Origin of the sequence: Streptomyces dengpaensis (assembly GCF_002946835.1) — a bacterium.
Taxonomy (GTDB): Bacteria; Actinomycetota; Actinomycetes; order Streptomycetales; family Streptomycetaceae; genus Streptomyces; species Streptomyces dengpaensis.
Genome location: NZ_CP026652.1, coordinates 7,084,400 through 7,104,207 on the forward strand (window position 1 = coordinate 7,084,400; position 19,808 = coordinate 7,104,207).

Sequence of the window (19,808 nt, forward strand, 5' to 3'; positions counted from 1 at the left end):
CAAGTGGGTGCAACAGGTGGGAAATGCGGGTGCCCCGGCGCTGTGGGGCGCCGGGGGCGGGTCATGCTCGGGTGCGGGGGCGGCCGACGAGGCGTTCGTAGTCGTCGGGCCACTCGGTCATGATCTGGACCACTGGGGCGCGGTGAGACGCCGCGCTTCGGTGAGGGTGGCCGGCGGGCGGAACAGCCGGAACACGGGCGGCTGTTCGTCGGCCTGGTCCTCGTCGTGCTCGCGGCGGTCGCGGGTCACGTGGTGTGGCCCATGAGCCGGTCGTACACCTCGCGGTGCTGCTCGTACGTACGTACCTGCTCGGCCGACTTCATGGCGAGCAGCTGCTCGCGCGTCTCGGGCACGCGGTAGCGGTCCTCGGCGGCCTCGGCGGCGAGTCGGGCCTGAGTCTCCGCGTACTGGCGGACGGTCGGGGACACGTAGCCGGTCTGCTCGGGGTACGTGCGGCGTGGTGCGGGGTCGCCCGCGCTCGCGGTGATGTGCTCGCGGCTGGTCACTTGGCGGTTCCGTTCTCGTTGAAGACGGCGCGCAGTGCCGGCACCTGAGCGATGAACGTCTCGACGCGCGACGACAGGTAGCCCATCTGGTCGGTGATCTTCGCCTGTTCGCGGGCGTCGCGTACGGCCATACCGACGACGGCGGCGACCGCGAGGGCGCCCGTGACACCGACGGTGCCGACGGGGTGCGGGGTGTAGATCGTCACGGAGTCGTGGCCGGCGGCGACGGCGTACCGCTCCCGCAGTTCCGTGATCGGGTGGAAGCCCGCACGCTCCAGCTCGGCGGCGATGGGCTGGACACGGCCGGCCATCTCCAGCACGCGGAGGCGGCGTGCCTCGGTCGTGCTGTACAGGGCGGTGAGCGCGTCGACCGCGGCGGTGACCTTGGCGGCGATGTCGTCGGTGTCGTCCTGCTCGATCAGGGCGCGGATGTCGGCGGCGGTGGCCTTCGCACGCTTGTGCCGGTCAGCCTCGGCCTGCTCGGCGGCCCGCTTCTTCGCGGCCTTGATGCGGAGGCGGGCGAAGATGCCCTTCTGCTCGGCTTCGGCGAGCGCGGCCGGGGTCACGCTGTCGTCGCCGTTCTCGACGGCGGCGCGCAGCTCCGCGGCCTCCTGCTCGGCGGCGAGGGCCTCGGCCGTGGCCTGGGCGACGGTCGGCGCGGTGGTGGTCTCAGACATGGGTGTCCTCCTGGTGGTTGTCGCCGGCGGCGCGGTGCTGCCGGTCGAGGGTCAAGTCATGGGCGACGGCGGCTCGTAGGGCGTCGTCCTGGCGCGGTTCCTGTTCGGCGCGCTGGTCGTAGTGGCGGCTGATGGCGGCGGCGAGCTCGGTCATGCTGCGGTTCTCCCGTGGCGGTAGTGGTCGAGTGCGGTGCGGTCGAAGACCCAGACGCGGGCGCCGACTCGGTGGGCGGGAAGGGTGCCGGCGGCGGCGAGCTGGCGGACGGTTCGAGGGGAGCGGTCCAAGAGCGCGGCTGCTTCGTCGACGGACATGAGGTTGAGCGCCGGCCTGCTGGGCGCGGCGGGGGTGGCCTGGGGTGGCACGGTGTACCTCCGGGCATGCAAAACGCCCCGTCACCGGTATGTGGTGACAGGGCGTCGGATGGTCTTGTCTCCGGGCATGCCGGAGACGGGGGCAATGTTAGCGGGTCTTTGCCGGTACCGGCAGTGCCCGAGGTGTGAGGCTCGGGGCGTCCCGGCGGCGGCTGTTTCTGGGCACGCCGGGGTCGGCTCTGACTTTACCGGATCTTCGCCGGTAGTGGCGAGTTGGTGAGCGGGTGAGGTTGGTTGGTGGTGCCCGTGTTCGTCGCGGCGGCCTCCTGCTCAGCCTGGCGTCGGAGCTTGGCGCGGTGCCGTGCGGTGAGGCCGTGGGCGCGCCGTTGGGCGAACGCGGCGCGTACGGCGGCCTGTTGGTCGCGGCGGGCTTGTGCGGCGGCGACACGGGCGGCTATGGCCTCGTCGATGTGGCTAGCCATCGGTGGTGTCCTCGCGGGCCACGGCGTGGGCGGCGAGACCGCGAACGAGGTTGCCGAACATGGACGGCGCGTGGTCGGGGTCGAGTTGGGCGAGGGTGCGGGCGATGCCGGCCTTCGCCTCGCGCGGCTCGACCGGCTCCGGGCCGTCGACTCCGTCCGGGTCGTCCGGGCCGTGGCCGTGCCGGTCGGCGTACTCGCTGCCGAGACTCGCCATGACGAACCCGAGGACGTCGAGCGTGGACAGTTCCACGGTGCTGCCGTCCGTGAGCTGGTACGGCTGGATGAGGCGACGGGCCTTGTGCTTCTGCTCGACCGCGTCCAAGCGGCGGCCGAACTGGTGGCGGGGAGTCATCGGCGGCGCCTTCCTTCCTCGGCCTCGTGCTCCTCGATGGCGGTGATGCGCTGCTCCAGGTCGACGTGCTCGCGTACGGGCAGCAGCGCGCGCAGCAGGACGTCACCGGCCTTGACGCGGACGTGGCCCGGCTGCTCCGGGTCGGCGACAAGGGCTTGCAGGGTGGCGACGGCGGACGCGGCGGCGGCAGACAGACGGCCGGCGGTGTCGTCGAGGACGCGGGCGCGCACTGCGCGGACCTCGGCGGCAAACGCGGGGTCGGTCTGCCAGCGCTGCACGGTACGGATGGACACGCCGGCGCGGTCGGCGGCGACGGATGGCGGTTCACCGGCCGCGAGGGCGGCAACGGCTGCGGGACGGCCCTTCACGGGGGTCACGATGGGGGTCTCCTCTCACGTGCGCGCGCGAGACAGGGCGTGCCGCGCGGCGACAAGGGTGGGTTAGTGGGTTGGGGTGGTGATGGTGGCGCGGTGCTCGGGGTTGGGCCAGTAGGTGTGCGTGTGGGCGTTGTTGGGGTGCTCGCGGTAGCAGAGGTCTTCGAGGGTTTGGCGGGCGGCGTCGATGGCCTGTACGGCGTTTTCGAGGGTGCGGGCGGGTATGGCTTCGTGTCCGGTCTTGGGGTAGGCGGTGTGGAGTTGGGTGCGGCGGTGGGTGAGTTCGTCGCGGATGCCGGCGAGGACGCGGCCCAGCTCGGTGTGTTCGGTGTAGGTGAGGCGGGGCTTCATGGTTCTCCTCGGGGTGTGGTGCTGGGTTTGCAGAGGATGCAGAGGATGTTTTGCGTTCCTCCGCTCCCCCACGTATGGAGGCAAGAAGGAGTAATGCGTTAGATCGGAAAACATCCTCTGCATCCTCTGCATCCTCTGCACTGGGTCTGTGAGCTGCGGTTTTCTGCGGCTTGTGGTGCAGGGGATAGCGCAGGGGATGCGCTGGCGGTGGGCTACGCATCCCCTGCATGGGCCGGAATCGGCGTGCTCGGGTGTCAGGGCGGCGCTGGGGATGCGCTGAGTGCAGGGGATGCGCTGCCCGTCCCCTGCGTACCCTCAGCGGTCGACTCCGCGGCCCTCCGCAGGCTCCACAACCTTGCGCCGACACGGTTCCTGCCGGGGTTCGTGAGCGTGAATCCGCCGATGTGCCGGTCCTCGCGGGTGGCGAGCATTTTGCCGAGGCTCACAGCCGACAGAGGCTTGCCGTCCGAGCGGGCGAGGAATACGCCGTTCCACGGGTCCTCGCCGGGGCCGAACGCGGACGGCTCAGGACGCGACGACTTGATCAGCTCCGCGGTCGTCATGGCCGTGCTGGTGTGCAGCTCCCACCACTGCGCGTAGAACGTGGCCCATGTGGTCTGTTCTTCGTCCTGCTCTTCGAGCCGGTCGCGGTTGTCCAGGAACCCGCGGATGTCGTGGTGGGCGAGGAACCCGCCGATGTTGCGTGCCCACCGCGAGAAGTTCCGCATCTGGAAGTCGGCTTGCGGGGCGCCGGCCGCTATCCAGTCGCGGCACAGGATGAGCAGGGCACGCATGAGCGCGGCCTGGTTCGTTTGGTTCTCCAGCCATGCGAACAGGTCCGGGATCCGGAAGCCGGTCCGCAGGTCGGGGCGGGCGCATCGGGCGTTGAGGCGTACGAGGGCGGTCCGCTGGGCGATGTCTCCGCCGAAGCGGATGTTGTTGCCGGTGACGAGCCACAGCCGGTCATTGATCAGGCTCACGTTCGTGTTCCGGCCGAGCATGCGATCGTCCCACGTTGCGTTCGTCAGCAGCTTCGCGAGCGAGGGGGCGCTCACGTTGTCGTGTTCGCCGACGTTGTCGAAGACGATTGCGGGGCTGGAGCCCATCAGGGCGGCGGTGATGGACTTCCGCAACTCGTCGTCGTCGCTGACCCATGCCCGGACACCAGCGCCGTACAGGTGCTTGATCGCGTCGGTCAGCAGGGTCTTGCCGCTGCCGCGCTCGGTCGCGCTGAACGCGCCGAACGGGAGCAGTCCGCCGATGTACGGGCGGAGCATCAGGGACACGAGCAGACCGACGTAGTTCGCGCGGTCGGCGTCGCTGTCCCATGGGATGTCGGCGAGGACCTGGCCAAGCAGCAAGTCGAGCGCCTCTGCGATGTCTCTGCCGGTGGGTCGGTCGGGGACGGGCGCGATCCGGAGCCGTGGCACGTAGTAGAGGCGGGTCGACGGGTCGTATCCGGGCTTTTGCAACACGGTGCCGTCGGGGCGGATGACGGGTGCGAATACGAGGTTGGCGAGGGCGGGGATAGACGTCCATGCACCGTTGGAGAGGACCGCGCGGCACACGCTCACGCTGGGGGACGTGGCCACGTAACGGACTTCGCCGTCCTTGCTGCCGCGGGGGGCTACAACGTCGGCGTGCTGCGCGAGGAGGAAGCGCATGCTGTCCGGGGTGAGCGTCCGGATCTCGTGGTCTACGCCCTGCTCGGGGTTGATGGCGCCGGCCACTTGGGCAACCTGTACGAGGGCGCCTTGTCGGACGTACGTCTCGGGAAGGGCGCCGCTCTCGATGGCTTCGGCCACGTTGACGATGCCGCCCGGCTCGCTGTCGATGATGATGCGCTGCCGGTCGACGGCCTGTTCCTCGACGGCTTCTGGAGTCGTGAACTCGTCGTCGACAGGCTCGGGCCGGTACAGGGGTCCGGTGAGGGGGAGGACGGTGCCACCGTGGGTCTCGGCGGCGAGTTGTGCGGGCGCGGGAACAGCCCGCGGGCGCTGTACGCCCGCGGGCCATTCACCAGGACGCCGGGGGGCGGCGGTCAACGGAGGGACTCCAACGGGTCGCGGGGGGTGGGGAGGATGAGGGACAGGTCGAGGACTTGGCGGATCTCGTCCGGGGTCCAGCCGAGGGCGCGCAGCTTGCGGACTTCGGTGATCAGCCTGCGCGCGTCGAGGCTGAACGTCGACGCGCGGGGCGGGGCCGCGAGGCAGTTGAGGGGGTCGGCGTGGAAGGCGTGGGGGCAGCCGCAATCCCGCTGGGCGGTTCGCAGTGCCGCGGAGTGGCGGCGGCGGAGCTGGGTGGGGATGTCGGCGGTCACCGGGCGCCTCGGAGGGCGTCGGTGAGGGCGGCCTCGATCACGTCCAAGTGGGCGCCGAGCTCGGTCGACGCGACGTCGTAGAGGATGCCGACGGCGGCGAGACCGGCGACAGCGGCGCGGACGTCGCCGCGCATCATGGCGGCGCGGTACTTGTCTGCCTCCGCCTTCATCAGCTCGGCGAGCCGGGCGACCGTGGTGGGGACTTCGACGGCGCCGGGCACGGACACGTACGTGGTGGCGCGCTCGGCGGCTATCGCCGGATCGGTGGCGGCGCGGTCGGCGTCGAGCAGGGCGGCGGCGTTGGGCTGTGCGAACATTGCTGGTGGTACCTGTCTGTAAGGGGCCCGGGGAGCTGGCGAGCTTTGGCCCGGGTCCTTTCGGTTTCTGTGGGTGCTGCGAGGGCCGTCGGCGGGTTGCGGTGCGGGAACACCGGTTGCCTTGTCGACGGCCCGCTTCATGCGGCGATGACCTGCGAGTCGAGCCAGGCGAGGACGTCGCGGCGCCGGTAGCGGACCGGCGCGCTGCGGCCGTTCCCGAACTTCAGGTAAGTGGGCCCGGTCTTGCGCCACCGCATGTTCGCCAGCGTCTGCACCTCGAACTGAGTAAGGGTGCTGACCTGCTCGGGTGTGAGCAGGGCATCGGGGTCTATCGGGAGCGCGAGGCGCTCAGGCATGGCAATCCCTCTCGATAGTCGGACGCATCATTTCGATGCGGCGACACATCGAACTGTAATCGCGAGACGATCAGGGAACAAGTGGGATTGCGTGCGCATCATTTTGATGCGAGCATTGAAGGGTGGCAGAGGAGAAGAAGAACCCGCTTGGCCCCACTGGCGAACAGGTGCGGGCCAACATCGCGCGCATCCGTGAGTCGCGCGGTATGACGAAGAAGCAGCTTGCCGACCGGACGGCGGAGCTGGGCCGCCCAATCCCCCCGCTTGGTGTCTCGCGCGTCGAGGCCGGCACGCGCCGTGTCGACGTTGACGACTTGGTGGCGCTCGCGATCGCATTGCGTGTCTCGCCTACGGCTCTCCTTCTCCCGTGGACGGAGAGACCGGATGACGTGGTCGAAGTGACGGCCAGTGGTGCGGTTCAAGCATCGATTGCCTGGCTCTGGGCCGATGGCCACGTGCCCATGGTTACGTCTGGCTCGGACCCGTGGGGAGACAGAGATCGTTTCGAGCTGGACTCGCGCCCAGCGTGGGCGCGCGACGTTCAGTCGCTCGCTGTGAAGCACCGACAGGTTGGTGAGGGGCGCTGGGATCCGCAGTCTGGCTTGCATGAGTGGTACGTGAAGCTGCCGGAGTCCGGGGGCGGCGAGGAACCCGAACATGGCTGAGGTCTACGACCGGTGGCACCTGTCTCGCCCGCTGGAGGGCGCCGAGCTGTGCCGTGAGCACAGCAGCCGTACGCGCCGCCTCGTCCCGTCTGCCGACCACGGCACGGGGAAGCGGTGGCAGGTCCGCTACCGCGATGCCAACGGCGAGCAGCGCAAAGAGAACTTCGAGAGGAAGGCCGACGCCGACGCGCGCGCAGCGAAGGTGAAGGCGGATCTCGATAGCGGGCAGTACGTCGACCGCGCCGCCGGCCGCCAAACGCTCCGCACTCTCGGGGAAGCGTGGCGTACCTCGGCGATCCACCGCGAGCGCACCGAGGGGCGCGTCGAACGCACGCTGCGCCTGCACCTCTATCCGACGTTCGGCAACCGCGCCGTGGCCAGCATCAAGCGCAGCGACGTGCAGGCATGGGTGAAGGGGCAGGCATCCCGCTACGAGGCGTCGACCGTGGGTAGTCACTTCGAGGTGCTGAACACCGTGCTGCGCATGGCCGTGCTCGATGGCGTGATACGCGTCAACCCATGCGAGGGCGTCACGCTGCCCGAGATCCGCAGCAAGCTGATCATCCCGCACCCCGACTCGGTGAAGGCGCTCATCGACGTCGCCCCCGCCCGATACCGGGCGCTCGTGCGGCTCGCCGCGTCCAGCGGCCTACGTCAGGGGGAGCTGTTCGGTCTGGAAGACGGTGTGGACATCGAGCGGGCCGCCGTCGAGGTGAGCCAGCAACTCGTCACCCCGGACAAGGGACCGCAATACATAGGCCTGCTGAAGACGCCGGAGTCCTATCGGGAGGTGCCGTTGGCGCCGTCCGCGGTCGCGGGCATCGTTGAGCACCGGCGGGACTTCCCCACGGCCGGTATTCAGTTGGAGGACCGCGCGGACCCGCTCAAGCCGGTTGCGCGTACGGTGCGTCTGCTGTTCACCGACGACAAAGGCCGGCCGATCCGTCGCTCTACATGGACGCGGATTTGGCAGCGGATGCGCATGGACGCCAACCGCGCGCTTCAGGCGGCCGGGTCGTTGGTGCGCGTGCCCGAGAAGCTCACGCTCCACGGGCTTCGCGACTTCTACGCCTCCGCCCTGATCAAGGCTCGGGAGAACGTCAAGACCGTTCAGGTCCGACTCGGCCACTCCAAGCCGAGCATCACCTTGGATAAGTACACGGGCCTGTGGCCGACCGCCGAGGACACCACGGCGTCCGCCATCGAGTCGATTCTCGGCGTTGCTGCCGCGCCCGTCGAGGACGCGACCGCCGAGGCGATCAGGCGGATTCTGCGGGGACTGCCACCGGTGCCCCTTCTGCAACCGAGTGCCCTCGTTGTGCCCTCACAGCCCGGTACAGGAAGCCGAGTAGCAGCGTGACCAGCAAGAATATGACGGTGAACCACTGGAAGTACCAGTGCCCGCCCGCCGGGTCGTACACCGCGGCGCGGGGCCAGGCGAGGTTGACGGTCATGAAGAGGCCGTACAGGAGGGCGATCGCGTTGACCGGGACGCCCCAGCGGCCGAGTGAGAAGAGCCGGGCGCCGGTCTCGTCGGTGCCGTGGGCGGTGAACTCCCCGCGCAGGCGGCGCACCAGCAGCGGCCCGGTGACCATCGCGTACGCCAGGTACAGCATCACGATGCAGGTGGTGCCGATGGCCAGGAAGGCTTCCGGGGAGGCGAAGTTGAGGAGCAGCAGGGCGGCGGCGAGGATGCCGACGGCCATGGCGGGGGCGCTCGGCATGCCGGTGCGCGGGTTGACCTTCGCGAGGCGGCGAGAGAAGGGGAGCTGGTGGTCGCGGGCCATCGAGAAGAGCATGCGGCAGGCGGCGGTCTGGATCGCCAGCGTCGCCACCGCGATGGCCACCACCACGTCGGCCAGCAGCGCGCGGCCGACCCCGTCGCCGAGGCTGCTGGTCAGGACGTAGCTCAGGCCGTCGACGCCCAGACGTCCGTCCGTGAGGCTGGGCGCGGCCAGCAGCCCGCCGAGGACGATCAGGCCGCCGAGGAGGCCCGCCGCGCCGAGCGCGGTGAGGATGGTGCGGGGCGCGGTACGCCGTGGGTTGCGGGTCTCCTCGCTCATCTCGCCCGCGCTGTCGAAGCCGATCATCACGTACGCCGCCATGAACGACCCCACCATCAGCGCCCCGAGGAGGCCGGTGCCGCCCTCGCCCGTGTGGAAGGTGATGCCGGGGGAGCGCTCGGAGTGGGTGAGCAGGAGCACGATGATCAGGACCGCGCCGATGATCTCGGCGGTCACACCGATCCGGTTGATCACGGACAGCACACGGTTGTCGACGACGTTCACCAGCGTGGTCAGGGCCAGCAGGATCACGCCGAGGACGGCCGCGTTGGCTGCGCCGTCGGCGCTGGTGGGCGCCGGATCGCTGCCGATCAGCTGGAAGCCTGACCAGATCGCGGGCAGCACCATCTGCAGCGCGAGCGCCGCCGCCGCGACCACCACGATCTGCCCGATCACCATGATCCATCCGGCGAACCAGCCGAAGGAGAGGTTCGACAGACGCGTCGACCACTGGTAGATCGCGCCCGAGATCGGATAGCGCGCGGCCAGCTCGGCAAAGCACGCCGCGACCGTCAACTGGCCCACCAGCACGGCCGGCCAGGTCCAGAAGAAGACCGGCCCGCCGAACGCGTACCCGAAGGCGAAGAACTGGAAGACGGTCGTGAGCACGGAGATGAAGGAGAACCCGGCGGCGAACGAGGCGTACCGGCCGAGGCTGCGGTGCAGCTCCTGGCGGTAGCCGAACTCCGCCAGGGAGGGGTCGTCGGGGGACTCCGGCGGATCGGGCCGTACGTCGGAGAGGGCGCTGGTGGTCACGGGCGGCACCTGCCTTGGGCGCGGGATTCCTGTCGGGTGACAGAAATTAGGGAGGGCCTGTTTCGGGCGCGTCACGCCGGCATGTCCGGGGCGGGCCCAAGTGCTCACGCCCTTGCGCTCCTTGGCAGATCGCGATACGTCGTGTGTATTGTGCTCGGTCCGGAGACGCGATATGTTCGGTGACGGATATTCGGGCGCGGCTAGATCTGGCGCGGCCCGCTCGGACGCCGTTTGTTCGGGTGCGGCTGGTCCGGGCGCGGCCCGCTCGGGCGCGGGCTGATCGGACATGGTCTATTCGGGGGCGAGGTGAGGTCGTCGTGGCGACGAAACGCCGGAAGCTGAGCAATCCGCTGGCGCTCGCGGTCATGGTGTTGCTCACCGAGCGGCCGATGCACCCGTACGAGATCGCCCAGACCCTGCGCCAGCGGGGCAAGGACACGAGCCTGAAGATCAACTACGGCTCGCTCTACACCGTCGTCCAGAACCTGGAGAAGCACGGCTTCGTCGAGGTCGCCGAGGTGCAGCGGCAGGGCAACCGGCCCGAGCGCACTCTGTACGGCATCACGGACGCCGGGCGCGAAGAGGCCACGGAGTGGCTGTCGGACCTGCTCGCGGTCCCTGCGCGGGAGTTCCCGATCTTCGAGTCCGCGCTGTCGCTGATGGGGGTGCTCCACCCCGACGAGGTGGCCCGCCTGCTGGCGGAGCGGCTCAAGACGCTGGAGGTGCGGGCTGCCGGTGCCCGGGGCGGCCTGGAGAAGCTGTACGAGACCCTGCCGCGGATCTTCCTGGTGGAGACCGAGTACCAGCTGCACATGGTCGAGGCGGAGGCCGAGTGGATCCGCGGCTTTCTGCGGGAGCTGGAAGACGGCACGCTCGACGGCGCCCAGCAGTGGCGGACGTTCCACGAGACGGGTGAAGTCCCGCCGGAGTTCCAGGACTTGGAGGACCGCCACTTCGACAGATGACCCCGACGGAAACAGACCCCGGCAGGGCTGTTGCAGCAGCTCCACCGGGGTCTCGAACCCCGAACCGGACCCGCCGTGAGGCAGACCGGGCCATCGAGGTGCGGCACACCCAGGATAGCCCGGCGCTCTTCACGTGGATCAGTCCGTCCTTTTCGTGATCCGCTCACTCAGGAGAGCAGCAGCCATGAGCAGTACCCGTGCGCCCGCGGTAGCGGCGCGTCAGCTGATCAAGACATATCCCGGCGATGTCACCGCGCTCAGCGGCATGGACGTCACCGTCGAGTCCGGCACCGTCTTCGGACTGCTCGGCCCGAACGGCGCCGGCAAGTCCACGACCGTCAAGATCCTCACCACCCTGGCCCGCCCCGACTCGGGCACCGCAACCGTCGCGGGCCACGACGTGCTGCGCCACCCGGACCGGGTGCGCCGCGCGATCGGCGTGGTCGCCCAGAGCTCGGGCGCCGACCCTATGGCCACCGGCCGGGAGAACCTCCAACTCCAGGGCAGGCTCTACGGGTTGAAGGGCGCCGGCCTGGGCCGCCGGGTGGACGAGCTCCTGGAGCGCTTCACACTCGCCGACGCCGCCGGGCGCCAGGTCAAGGGCTACTCCGGGGGAATGCGGCGGCGCCTCGACGTGGCGCTCGGCCTGGTCCACCGCCCCCAGGTGCTCTTCCTCGACGAGCCCACCACCGGTCTCGACCCCGAGGCGCGCACCGCGATGTGGGACGAGATCGCCCGGCTCGCCGGCGACGAGGGCCTGACCATCCTGCTCACCACGCACTACCTCGAAGAGGCCGACCGGCTCGCCGAACGCATCGCGATCGTCGACCGCGGCCGCGTCGTGGTCGAGGGCACCCCGGACGCCCTGAAGGGCGAACTGCGCGGCGACGCCGTCCACGTGGAACTGCGCGGGGCGGTCGGTGAAGCCGGCCGTACGCTGCTGAACGGCTCCCTCGGCGGGCTGCCGGGCGTGCACGATGTCCTGCTCGACGGCCGCCGGATCAGTGTCCGCGCCGACGACGGAGCCGCCGCGGTGCCCCTGCTCCTCGCCACCCTGGAGCGCGCCGGCGTCGGTGTCGCCTCCGCGACCGTCGCCCGCCCCTCGCTCGACGACGTCTATCTCCGCTACGCCGGGCGCCGTTACTCCGAGGCCGAAGCGGAAGGCGCCGATTCCCTCGCCCTCGCCGGAGGTGCCCGATGAGCGCGGCCCTGTTCCAGACCTGGTACATGACGCAGCGTCAACTGGTGGTGTTCGCCCGCCAGCCCGCGTACGCGGTCATCACCCTCATCCAGCCTGTGATCTGGCTGTTCCTGTTCGGCAACCTCTTCAAGAAGGTCGTCGAACTCGGCGGCTTCGGTACCACCTCGTACCTGGACTACCTGGTCCCGGGCGTGGTGGTGATGAGCGCCCTCAGCTCCAACATGTGGGCGGGCATGGGCACGTTGGAGGAGATTCAGCGGGGCACGCTCAACCGCTTCCTGACCACACCGGTCAGCCGGGCCGCGCTGATGAACGGCAACGTCGTCAACAACGGTCTGGTCACGGCCCTGCAGTCGGTGATCATCGTGCTGCTCGGGCTCGCCGGTGGCGCGGACTACCCGGGCGGGATCGGCGGCATCGCCGTCCTGGTCCTCGCCTCGGTGCTGCTCGGCACCGTCTTCGGGGCGCTGTCCAACGCGCTGGGCATGCTCGTCCAGGAGCGGGAGTCGATCATCGGCATCAACACCTTCCTGCTGCTGCCCCTGACGTTCCTCTCCAGCGCCTTCATGGCCCCGTCGCAGATGCCCGGCTGGATGCGGCACATCGCCGACTTCAACCCGCTCAACTGGGCGATGGTCGCGGGCCGTTCGGCGATGTCCGAGCACCCCGACTGGGGTGACGTGCTCAGCAGGACAGGCGCGCTGCTCGCGCTCGCGGTGGCGGCGGTGTGGCTGTCGATCCGCACGTTCCGGTCGTACCAGCGGTCCGTGTAAGGCGGGCGACGGGAAGACGGCTCCTCCGGCTCGGACGGCCGGAGGAGCCGACTGTTTGCTGTTCAGCGTTCAGGAGGGTGGGGCCGCCACCGCGTCTGTGTGTCATGTACGACGGCGGCTGCCGGCCGCAGAAGGGCTCGTGCTCGGTCGGGCCTGACTCACGCTCAGGCGGCCTCAGCGGGGCCTGACTTTGCTCAGGCGGCCGGGGCAGCCGGAGTCGTCTTCTCCTGCTCCGCCTCCACCCGCGCGTTCCAGTCCCGCTTCGTCGCCTGCCAGCCGTCCTCGTTGTGCCCGAGGCGCCAGTAGCCGGTGATCGACAGGTCCTCGCGCGGGATCCCGTGCTCGACCCGCAGCAGGTGGCGCAGCTCCTTCACGAAGCCCGCCTCGCCGTGCACGAACGCGTGCACCCGGCCCCGTGGGAACTGCAGGGCGCGTACGGCCTCCACCAGGGTCTCGCCGACGGGCCGGTCCCCGCGGTGCAGCCAGACGACCTCCACTTCGGAGTCGATCTTCTGTTCCTCCTCGGGGCCGGACACCTCGATGAAGGCATGGGCCACGGCCCCGTCGGGCAGCGCCTCCAGCGCGGCCGCGATCGCGGGCAGGGCGCTCTCGTCACCGGCCAGCAGATGCCAGTCGGCGCTCGCGTCGGGGGCGTACGCACCGCCGGGGCCCATGAATCGGACGACCTCGCCCGGCTGGACACGGGTCGACCACGGCCCGGCCAGACCCTCGTCGCCGTGCAGCACGAAGTCCAGGGTCAGCTCGCGCAGTTCGGGGTCCCAGGCGCGCACGGTGTACGTCCGTGTCACGGGCCACTGCTCGCGCGGGAACTCCGCGCGGACGCGGTCCATGTCGAAGGGCTCGGGATAGGTGACACCCTCCGGGCCGAACAGCAGCTTCACATAGTGATCGGTGCGGGATCCCGCGGTGAACTCGGCAAGGCCGTCGCCGCCCAGCACGACCCGTTGCATGTGCGGGGTCAGGCGCTCGGTCCGCACCACCTGCGCGGAGTGGGGCTTCCGGGGCTTGCGTGCCGGGCGCTCTGCCATGACGGGCCTCCTCGTGAACATGCTTAGGCTTACCTAAGTTAGCACTCCTCGCTCTTGGAAACCTATGTGTGACGTGCTGGCAGCTATGCGTGGAGTGTCGCAAGCAACCTCTGCAGCGAACCGCCCAGGCCCCAGCGAGCGGCGAGCGCGTCCAGCGCGGCGGGGTCGCGCGGCGCATGCGGCAGCGCCGTGTCGATGTCCGGCAGGGGGACGTCACCGGCGACCTTGACCACCGTGGGCGCCACCGCGACGTACGGCCGCGACTCGTCCAGACGCTTGCGCTGCGAGGGCGTCAGCCTGGACTTCGGGTCGTCGACCGCCGCCATGATCCCGGCCAGGTCACCGAACTCGGCGAGCAGCTTGGCGGCCGTCTTCTCGCCGATACCGGGCACCCCGGGCAGACCGTCGCTCGGGTCGCCGCGCAGCAGCGCCAGATCCGCGTACCCCGAGCCGTCGACGCCGTACTTCTCGCGCAGCCACGCCTCGTCGGTGAGCTGGAGCGTGCCGACGCCCTTGAGCGGATACAGGACGCGGACTTCCCGCTTGTCGTCGACGAGCTGGTAGAGGTCGCGGTCGCCGGTGACGATGTCGACGGGCCCCGTGGCGCGCCCGGTGAAGGTGCCGATCACATCGTCGGCCTCGTACCCCTCGACCCCCACGCGCGCGATGCCGAGCGCGTCCAGGACGTCCTCGATGACCGGGACCTGCGGCGACAGCGTGTCCGGCCCCTCCTCCTCGTCCGGACCGGCCTCGTGCTCCTCGGCCACCCGGTGCGCCTTGTAGGACGGGATCAGGTCGACCCGCCACTGCGGGCGCCAGTCCGCGTCCATGCAGGCCACGAGGTCGTCGGGGCGGTGGTCCCTGACCAGGCGGTCGATGAATTCCAGCAGCCCGCGCACGGCGTTCACCGGCGTGCCGTCCGGGGCCTTCACGGATTCGGGGACCCCGAAATAGGCGCGGAAGTACAGGGAGGCGGTGTCGAGCAGCATCAGGCGTCTGGTCACGCTTCGCATCATGCCGTACGCCACTGACACTGCCCCGATGACGTCGTACGCCACTGACACTGCCCCGATGACGTCGTACGCCACTGACAGCGACCTGATCACGCCGTACGCCACTGACCGCAACCCGGACCGGCAGTGACCTCGGCCACTTCCGTGTTTGCTTCGCGTTAACCAGGGCAGGCGCGGCCACTGAGCGACGCCGGTTGCGCTTTCAACCGCCAGGCGCGGCCGACGAAGTCCCGCACCGCTCGCTTTCAGACCGTTCGGACGAGAGGCACACGTGTCATCCAGGCTAGAAGCGGAACATCTGTACAAGGCGTTCGGGAGACGACCAGACGACGCCGTGGAACGGCTCCGCCAGGGAGCCGACCGCGAGGAACTGCGCGCCGACGGCACCACCGCCGCGGTGATCGACGCGTCCTTCACAGTGGAGCCGGGCCAGATCTTCGTCGTCATGGGCCTGTCCGGATCCGGCAAGTCCACGCTGCTGCGCATGCTCAACGGACTGCTGGAGCCCACCGCGGGACAGGTGCGCTTCGACGGCCAGGACCTGACCGCGCTCAGCGCCCGCGACCTGCGCGAAGTCCGCTCGAAGAAGATCAGCATGGTCTTCCAGCACTTCGCGCTCTTCCCGCACCGCAGCGTCCTGGAGAACGCGGGCTACGGCCTCGAGGTGCAGGGCGTGCCGCGCGCCGAACGCAACAAGCGCGCCGCTGAGGCCCTCGAACTCGCGGGGCTCGCGGGCTGGGAGAAGTCCTGGCCCGACGAGCTGTCCGGCGGTATGCAGCAGCGTGTCGGGCTCGCCCGCGCGCTCGCCACCGACGCCGACCTGCTGCTGATGGACGAGTCGTTCAGCGCGCTCGACCCGCTGATCCGCAGGGACATGCAGGACCAGCTGATCGAGCTCCAGAAGAAGCTCAAGAAGACCATCGTCTTCATCACCCACGACCTCAACGAAGCGATGCGCCTGGGCGACCGGATCGCCGTCATGCGCGACGGCCGCATCGTCCAGATCGGCACGGCCGAGGACATCCTGGTGCGCCCGGCGGACGACTACGTCGCCTCCTTCACCCAGGACGTCGACCGCTCCCGCGTCCTGACCGCGGGCGCCGTCATGGACACGGACCTCCGCGGCGACGAGGCGGACTGCGACTGCCCGACCGCCACGCCGGACACCTCCTTCGTGGACCTCTGCGCGATCAGCGCCCGTCTGTCGCACCCGGTCGCGGTGCTCGACAAGACGCGCAAACTCGTCGGCGTCGTCCCGCGGCAGCGGCTCGTCGGCTTCCTCGGCGACGAACAGGGCGAACCAGAGGTGTGTGCCACACCGCGTGACGAGCGAGACGAGGCGGTGAAGGCCAGTGCCTAGGATCCCCTTCGGCGACTGGGTCAACGACACGGTCGACTGGCTGCTGAACCACATGGCGTGGCTCTTCGACTTCTTCAAGATGGTCTTCGAGGGCACCTACGACGGGATCAACGCCGTCCTCCAGGCGCCGCATCCGCTCCTCCTCGCGGGCATCTTCGCGCTGATCGCGTTCTGGCTGCGCGGCACGTCCGCCGGTGTCCTCGCGTTCGTGGGCTTCGCCTTCATCGACTCCCTCGAACTGTGGGAGAACGCGATGGTGACCCTCTCGCTCGTCCTGGTGGCGACGCTCATCGCGCTCGTCGTCTCCGTGCCCGTGGGCATCTGGGCGGCGCGCTCCGACCGGGTCAGCGGCATCGTCCGCCCCGTGCTCGACTTCATGCAGACGCTGCCCGCGATGATCTACCTCATCCCGGCCATCCTGTTCTTCGGCACCGGCGCCCCAGCGGGCATCGTCGCCACCCTGATCTTCGCCCTTGCACCCGGCGTCCGCATGACCGAGCTGGGTATCCGCCAGGTCGACAAGGAACTCGTGGAAGCCGCCGACGCGTTCGGCACCACGCCCCGCAGCACCCTGCTGCGCATCCAGCTGCCGCTCGCCCTGCCCACCGTCATGGCCGGCGTCAACCAGGTCATCATGCTGGGCCTGTCCATGGCCGCCATCGCGGGCATGGTGGGCACCGGCGGCCTCGGCGGCGACGTCAACGAGGCCATCGGCCAGCTGAACGTCGGCCTCGGCTCCGAGGCGGGCGTCGCCATCGTCATCCTGGCCATCTACCTGGACCGCATGACCAGCTCCCTGGGCACCCAGGTCTCCCCGCTCGGCCGCCGCGCCGCCGCCAAGCTGCGCGCCGCGCAGGGCCTGAAGATCTGGTCCTACCGCCCCCGCCCCGCCGTGGCCATGGTGGGCGTCATCGTGCTCGCGCTGGCCGCGGGCGGCATGGGCATCTTCGGCGGGTCGAGCACGACGTCCACCGCGGCGGACGCCGAGAACGTGGGCCAGGGCAAGAAGATCAGCATCGGCTACATCCCGTGGGACGAGGGCGTCGCCTCCACGTTCCTGTGGAAGGAGATCCTGGAGCAGCGCGGCTTCGAGGCCGACGCCAAGCAGTTCGACGCGGGCCCGCTGTACACCTCCCTCGCCCAGGGCGACATCGACTTCGAGACGGACTCCTGGCTGCCGACCACGCACGAGGAGTACTGGAAGAAGTACGGCAAGCAGCTCGAGGACCTGGGCTCCTGGTACGGCCCGACGTCCCTGGAGCTGACCGTGCCCTCGTACATGAAGGACATCAACTCCCTGGACGACCTCAAGGGCAAGGCCGGCACCTTCGGCGGCAAGATCAGCGGTATCGAGTCCAGCGCCGGAATGATGAGCCTGCTCAAGAACAAGGTCCTGGGCGAGTACGGCCTCGACAAGGAGTACAAGGTCGTCGACAGCTCGACGCCCGCGATGCTGGCCGAGCTGAAGCGCGCGTACGCCAAGCAGGAGCCCATCGTCGTCACCCTCTGGTCGCCGCACTGGGCGTACAGCGATTACGACCTGAAGAAGCTCAAGGACCCGAAGGGCGCCTGGGGCAAGGGCGACGGAGTGCACACGCTCGCCCGCAAGGGCTTCGCCCAGGACAACCCGGTCGTCGGCCAGTGGCTGAAGAACTTCACGATGACCGAGAAGCAGCTCACCAGCCTTGAGGCGGAGATCATCAAGGCGGGCAAGGGCAGGCAGCAGGACGCCGTACGCGCCTGGCTGAAGGAGAACCCCGGGCTCGTCGACAAGCTGGCCCCCGTCAAGAGCGCCGCGGCCACCGCCCCGGCCGAGGCCAAGCGCCCGCTGGACGTCGCCTGGTTCCCGTGGGACGAGGACATCGCCGTCACCTACCTGTGGAAGAACGTCCTCGCCCGGCGCGGCTACGAGATGAACCTCAAGCAGATGGACGTCGGCCCCGTCTACACGGGCCTCGCCAGCGGCGACCTCGACCTCAACTTCGACGCCTGGCTGCCGCACGCCCAGAAGAACTACTGGGACAAGCACAAGAACGACCTGACCGACCTCGGCACCTGGTACGAACCGACCTCCCTGGAGATCGCGGTGCCCTCGTACGTGAAGGACGTCAAGTCCCTCGCGGACCTCAAGGGCAAGGCCGGCACCTTCGACGGGAAGATCATCGGCATCGAGCCGGGCACCGGCGAGATGAACCTGCTCAAGACCAAGGTGCTTCCGGGCTACGGCCTGGACAAGGAGTACAAGGTCGTCGACGGCTCCACGCCCGCGATGCTCGCCGAGCTGAAGCGCGCGTACGCCAAGAAGCAGCCCATCGCGGTCGTCCTGTGGTCCCCGCACTGGGCCTACAGCGAGTACGAGCTCACCAAGCTCGCGGACGCCAAGAAGCTGTTCGGTGAGGGCAACACGATCCGGACCATCTCCAGCAAGACGTTCCCGAGCCAGTACCCGCAGCTCACCGAGTGGATCAAGAACTTCAGGATGAGCGAGGCCGAACTCGGCAGCCTGGAGAGCGAGATCAAGCAGCGCGGCCAGGGCCACGAGGAAGAAGCCGTCGCCGCGTGGCTGAAGGAGCACCCGGACATGGTGGAGCGGATGGCTCCGCAGTAGTCCGCCGGCCCTTCGCACCAAGGGGTGGTCTTCGTCGCACGGGTCCCGTGTCCCGTGGGCGAAGGCCACCCCTCGCGGCGTTCCGGGGCCCGCCGCCACCATGCCGGCGCGGGCACTGGCCGGGCCCGTACTCGCGGCCGACGGCACCGTCTGCTCCGTACAGCCGTACGGGAAGGATCCGGACAACCCCGTCGCGGTACGCGGCCGGCCGGTCCCGACGCCCTCCTGTCCGGGGACGCCGCCCACGCGTACGGCGCCCCGCGCCCCCTCTCGCGCTGTGCGGAGGGCACACCGGACATCGCCTCCGTGTACAACGGCCACGGCCGAACTCACCGGACACCACGGGCGCGGTGCGACACCGGCAGCCAACTCCGGGCCATGCTCGGGGACTTCACGACCTGGGGGGCCGGGGCCGCCCCCGCGCCGGCGCCAACCCCGCTGATCGACCCGGACGGGCATCCGGCCCCCTGGTCAGCCTTTTCGTCCCGCACGAGGCAGCGGCGCCGGGGGAGTCGGGCCGGTTCGTGGAGTGGCGAGAACTGTGACCCTGGCAGTCCCCCGATGTGACAGCGATGTGACGGGTGCATGAAACGGTTTGCCGAACATGCGTAGGGTGCAAACAACTCATCAGAAGTAGTGGGCCGAAGCACCGACGCATCAGCGGACCGACGACACAAGGGAGGGAGCCGGAGCGATGGGCGACCACAAAGATCAGCCACTTCGGGTGGGCGCGGCGGTCCGGCGGCGGCGCCGGGCACTGCAGCTCACCCTCGCCGTCGTGGCCGAGCGCAGCGGCCTGTCCGTCCCCTTTCTCAGCCAGGTCGAGAACGAGCGGGCCCGGCCCAGCAAGAGCTCCCTGGAGAGAGTCGCCGACGCCCTCGGCACCACCGCCGTCGAGCTGCTCGCCGCCGCCGACCCGGCGTGCAGCGTCGACGTGGTGCGCGCAGACGGCGCGGACGCCCTCCCCGAACCCCCCGAAGCCCGGGTGCGCCCCCTGGTGCGCGGGCACCACCAGCTGCACGCCACGGAGTTCACCGGCGACCACGACGAGGGGCGCGAACTCCGGCACCGCAACGACAAGTTGATGTACGTCGCCGACGGCGCCGTCGAGGTCGAGGCGGAGGGCCGCGCCCATCGCCTCGGACGCGGCGACACGATGTACCTGACGGGCGGTGTACGCCATCGGTGGCGGGCGACCGTGCCGGACACCCGCGTGATCGTCGTCGAGGTCGCCGACCACATCGACGCGGTGGAGGACCGGCACGGCTTGGGCAAGCGCTGACCCCGCGTCGAGAGCCGAACGCCTAC

The 19,808-nt window shown here is 69.7% G+C and carries 25 protein-coding genes; 9 read left to right on the forward strand and 16 right to left on the reverse strand.

Annotation, left to right across the window (positions count from 1 at the left end; all coding sequences use genetic code 11):
* Window positions 1-117 precede the first annotated feature (117 nt).
* The 13 genes from C4B68_RS44160 to C4B68_RS32700 form a co-directional block, all read right to left on the reverse strand.
* A complete protein-coding gene (locus C4B68_RS44160) occupies window positions 118-249 on the reverse strand; it encodes a hypothetical protein (protein WP_257217236.1) in 132 nt (43 codons plus the stop codon).
* Complete coding sequence (locus C4B68_RS32650) at window positions 246-506, reverse strand: hypothetical protein (RefSeq protein WP_099500105.1); 261 nt, start codon at window positions 504-506, stop codon at window positions 246-248. The genes C4B68_RS44160 and C4B68_RS32650 overlap by 4 nt, the downstream gene beginning before the upstream one ends.
* Window positions 503-1,183 carry a hypothetical protein gene (locus C4B68_RS32655; RefSeq protein WP_099500106.1) on the reverse strand — a complete coding sequence of 227 codons (681 nt, stop codon included), beginning with the start codon at window positions 1,181-1,183 and terminating at the stop codon, window positions 503-505. Before C4B68_RS32655 ends, C4B68_RS32650 begins: the two co-directional genes overlap by 4 nt.
* Window positions 1,176-1,337, reverse strand: a complete 162-nt coding sequence (locus C4B68_RS42170) for a hypothetical protein (protein WP_167459206.1) — start codon at window positions 1,335-1,337, stop codon at window positions 1,176-1,178. Before C4B68_RS42170 ends, C4B68_RS32655 begins: the two co-directional genes overlap by 8 nt.
* A complete protein-coding gene (locus C4B68_RS32660) occupies window positions 1,334-1,546 on the reverse strand; it encodes a helix-turn-helix domain-containing protein (RefSeq protein ID WP_099500107.1) in 213 nt (70 codons plus the stop codon). Before C4B68_RS32660 ends, C4B68_RS42170 begins: the two co-directional genes overlap by 4 nt.
* Window positions 1,547-1,740: 194 nt before the next feature.
* Window positions 1,741-1,977, reverse strand: a complete 237-nt coding sequence (locus C4B68_RS32665) for a hypothetical protein (RefSeq protein ID WP_099500108.1) — start codon at window positions 1,975-1,977, stop codon at window positions 1,741-1,743.
* On the reverse strand, window positions 1,970-2,329 hold the full coding sequence (locus C4B68_RS32670; protein WP_099500109.1) for a hypothetical protein: 360 nt from the start codon (window positions 2,327-2,329) through the stop codon (window positions 1,970-1,972). Before C4B68_RS32670 ends, C4B68_RS32665 begins: the two co-directional genes overlap by 8 nt.
* On the reverse strand, window positions 2,326-2,706 hold the full coding sequence (locus C4B68_RS32675) for a hypothetical protein (RefSeq protein WP_099500110.1): 381 nt from the start codon (window positions 2,704-2,706) through the stop codon (window positions 2,326-2,328). The genes C4B68_RS32670 and C4B68_RS32675 overlap by 4 nt, the downstream gene beginning before the upstream one ends.
* A gap of 63 nt (window positions 2,707-2,769) precedes the next feature.
* Window positions 2,770-3,054, reverse strand: coding sequence for a hypothetical protein (locus C4B68_RS44165; protein WP_099500111.1), 285 nt, complete (start codon window positions 3,052-3,054; stop codon window positions 2,770-2,772).
* Between the two features lie 254 nt (window positions 3,055-3,308).
* The gene (locus C4B68_RS32685) at window positions 3,309-5,099 is read right to left on the reverse strand and encodes a hypothetical protein (protein WP_099500112.1); all 1,791 of its coding nucleotides are present in this window, start codon (window positions 5,097-5,099) and stop codon (window positions 3,309-3,311) included.
* Window positions 5,096-5,374, reverse strand: a complete 279-nt coding sequence (locus C4B68_RS32690; protein ID WP_099500113.1) for a hypothetical protein — start codon at window positions 5,372-5,374, stop codon at window positions 5,096-5,098. Before C4B68_RS32690 ends, C4B68_RS32685 begins: the two co-directional genes overlap by 4 nt.
* Window positions 5,371-5,691: a hypothetical protein gene (locus C4B68_RS32695; protein ID WP_099500114.1), complete on the reverse strand. Its 321-nt coding sequence runs from the start codon at window positions 5,689-5,691 to the stop codon at window positions 5,371-5,373. The genes C4B68_RS32690 and C4B68_RS32695 overlap by 4 nt, the downstream gene beginning before the upstream one ends.
* Before the next feature lie 137 nt (window positions 5,692-5,828).
* The gene (locus C4B68_RS32700) at window positions 5,829-6,047 is read right to left on the reverse strand and encodes a helix-turn-helix transcriptional regulator (protein ID WP_099500115.1); all 219 of its coding nucleotides are present in this window, start codon (window positions 6,045-6,047) and stop codon (window positions 5,829-5,831) included.
* 122 nt (window positions 6,048-6,169) lie between these two features.
* Between C4B68_RS32700 and C4B68_RS32705 the strand changes: the two genes are divergently transcribed.
* Together C4B68_RS32705 and C4B68_RS32710 are read left to right on the forward strand one after the other, a co-directional pair.
* A complete protein-coding gene (locus C4B68_RS32705; RefSeq protein WP_099500116.1) occupies window positions 6,170-6,712 on the forward strand; it encodes a helix-turn-helix domain-containing protein in 543 nt (180 codons plus the stop codon).
* Window positions 6,705-8,072: a tyrosine-type recombinase/integrase gene (locus C4B68_RS32710; RefSeq protein ID WP_099500117.1), complete on the forward strand. Its 1,368-nt coding sequence runs from the start codon at window positions 6,705-6,707 to the stop codon at window positions 8,070-8,072. Before C4B68_RS32705 ends, C4B68_RS32710 begins: the two co-directional genes overlap by 8 nt.
* Here the strand turns inward: C4B68_RS32710 and C4B68_RS32715 are convergent.
* Window positions 7,972-9,531, reverse strand: a complete 1,560-nt coding sequence (locus C4B68_RS32715) for an amino acid permease (protein ID WP_099500118.1) — start codon at window positions 9,529-9,531, stop codon at window positions 7,972-7,974. The genes C4B68_RS32710 and C4B68_RS32715 overlap by 101 nt on opposite strands.
* 317 nt (window positions 9,532-9,848) lie before the next feature.
* Here C4B68_RS32715 and C4B68_RS32720 point away from each other — a divergent pair, with 317 nt between their 5' ends.
* The 3 genes from C4B68_RS32720 (at window position 9,849) to C4B68_RS32730 (ending at window position 12,470) form a co-directional block, all read left to right on the forward strand.
* The gene (locus C4B68_RS32720) at window positions 9,849-10,496 is read left to right on the forward strand and encodes a PadR family transcriptional regulator (protein ID WP_099500119.1); all 648 of its coding nucleotides are present in this window, start codon (window positions 9,849-9,851) and stop codon (window positions 10,494-10,496) included.
* A gap of 184 nt (window positions 10,497-10,680) precedes the next feature.
* Window positions 10,681-11,697, forward strand: coding sequence for an ATP-binding cassette domain-containing protein (locus C4B68_RS32725; protein WP_099500120.1), 1,017 nt, complete (start codon window positions 10,681-10,683; stop codon window positions 11,695-11,697).
* Window positions 11,694-12,470: an ABC transporter permease gene (locus C4B68_RS32730; protein ID WP_099500121.1), complete on the forward strand. Its 777-nt coding sequence runs from the start codon at window positions 11,694-11,696 to the stop codon at window positions 12,468-12,470. Before C4B68_RS32725 ends, C4B68_RS32730 begins: the two co-directional genes overlap by 4 nt.
* Before the next feature lie 194 nt (window positions 12,471-12,664).
* On the opposite strand, the gene C4B68_RS32735 is transcribed toward C4B68_RS32730, so the two are convergent.
* Both C4B68_RS32735 and C4B68_RS32740 read right to left on the reverse strand, forming a co-directional pair.
* Window positions 12,665-13,519 (reverse strand): siderophore-interacting protein, encoded by an 855-nt coding sequence (locus C4B68_RS32735; protein ID WP_099500122.1) that lies wholly within the window; start codon window positions 13,517-13,519, stop codon window positions 12,665-12,667.
* Window positions 13,520-13,602: 83 nt separating this feature from the next.
* Window positions 13,603-14,532 carry a 5'-3' exonuclease gene (locus tag C4B68_RS32740; protein ID WP_099500462.1) on the reverse strand — a complete coding sequence of 310 codons (930 nt, stop codon included), beginning with the start codon at window positions 14,530-14,532 and terminating at the stop codon, window positions 13,603-13,605.
* 1 nt (window position 14,533) lies between these two features.
* On the opposite strand from C4B68_RS32740, the gene C4B68_RS44170 reads away from it, so the two are divergent.
* The 4 genes from C4B68_RS44170 to C4B68_RS32755 all read left to right on the forward strand — a co-directional run bounded on the left by C4B68_RS44170 (window position 14,534) and on the right by C4B68_RS32755 (window position 19,782).
* Complete coding sequence (locus tag C4B68_RS44170) at window positions 14,534-14,662, forward strand: hypothetical protein (protein ID WP_257217238.1); 129 nt, start codon at window positions 14,534-14,536, stop codon at window positions 14,660-14,662.
* 141 nt (window positions 14,663-14,803) lie between these two features.
* Window positions 14,804-15,892, forward strand: a complete 1,089-nt coding sequence (locus tag C4B68_RS32745) for a quaternary amine ABC transporter ATP-binding protein (protein ID WP_099500123.1) — start codon at window positions 14,804-14,806, stop codon at window positions 15,890-15,892.
* Window positions 15,885-18,500 carry an ABC transporter permease/substrate binding protein gene (locus C4B68_RS32750; protein ID WP_099500124.1) on the forward strand — a complete coding sequence of 872 codons (2,616 nt, stop codon included), beginning with the start codon at window positions 15,885-15,887 and terminating at the stop codon, window positions 18,498-18,500. Before C4B68_RS32745 ends, C4B68_RS32750 begins: the two co-directional genes overlap by 8 nt.
* Window positions 18,501-19,194: 694 nt before the next feature.
* Window positions 19,195-19,782 carry a helix-turn-helix domain-containing protein gene (locus C4B68_RS32755; protein ID WP_099500125.1) on the forward strand — a complete coding sequence of 196 codons (588 nt, stop codon included), beginning with the start codon at window positions 19,195-19,197 and terminating at the stop codon, window positions 19,780-19,782.
* The last annotated feature ends 26 nt before the right edge of the window (window positions 19,783-19,808 follow it).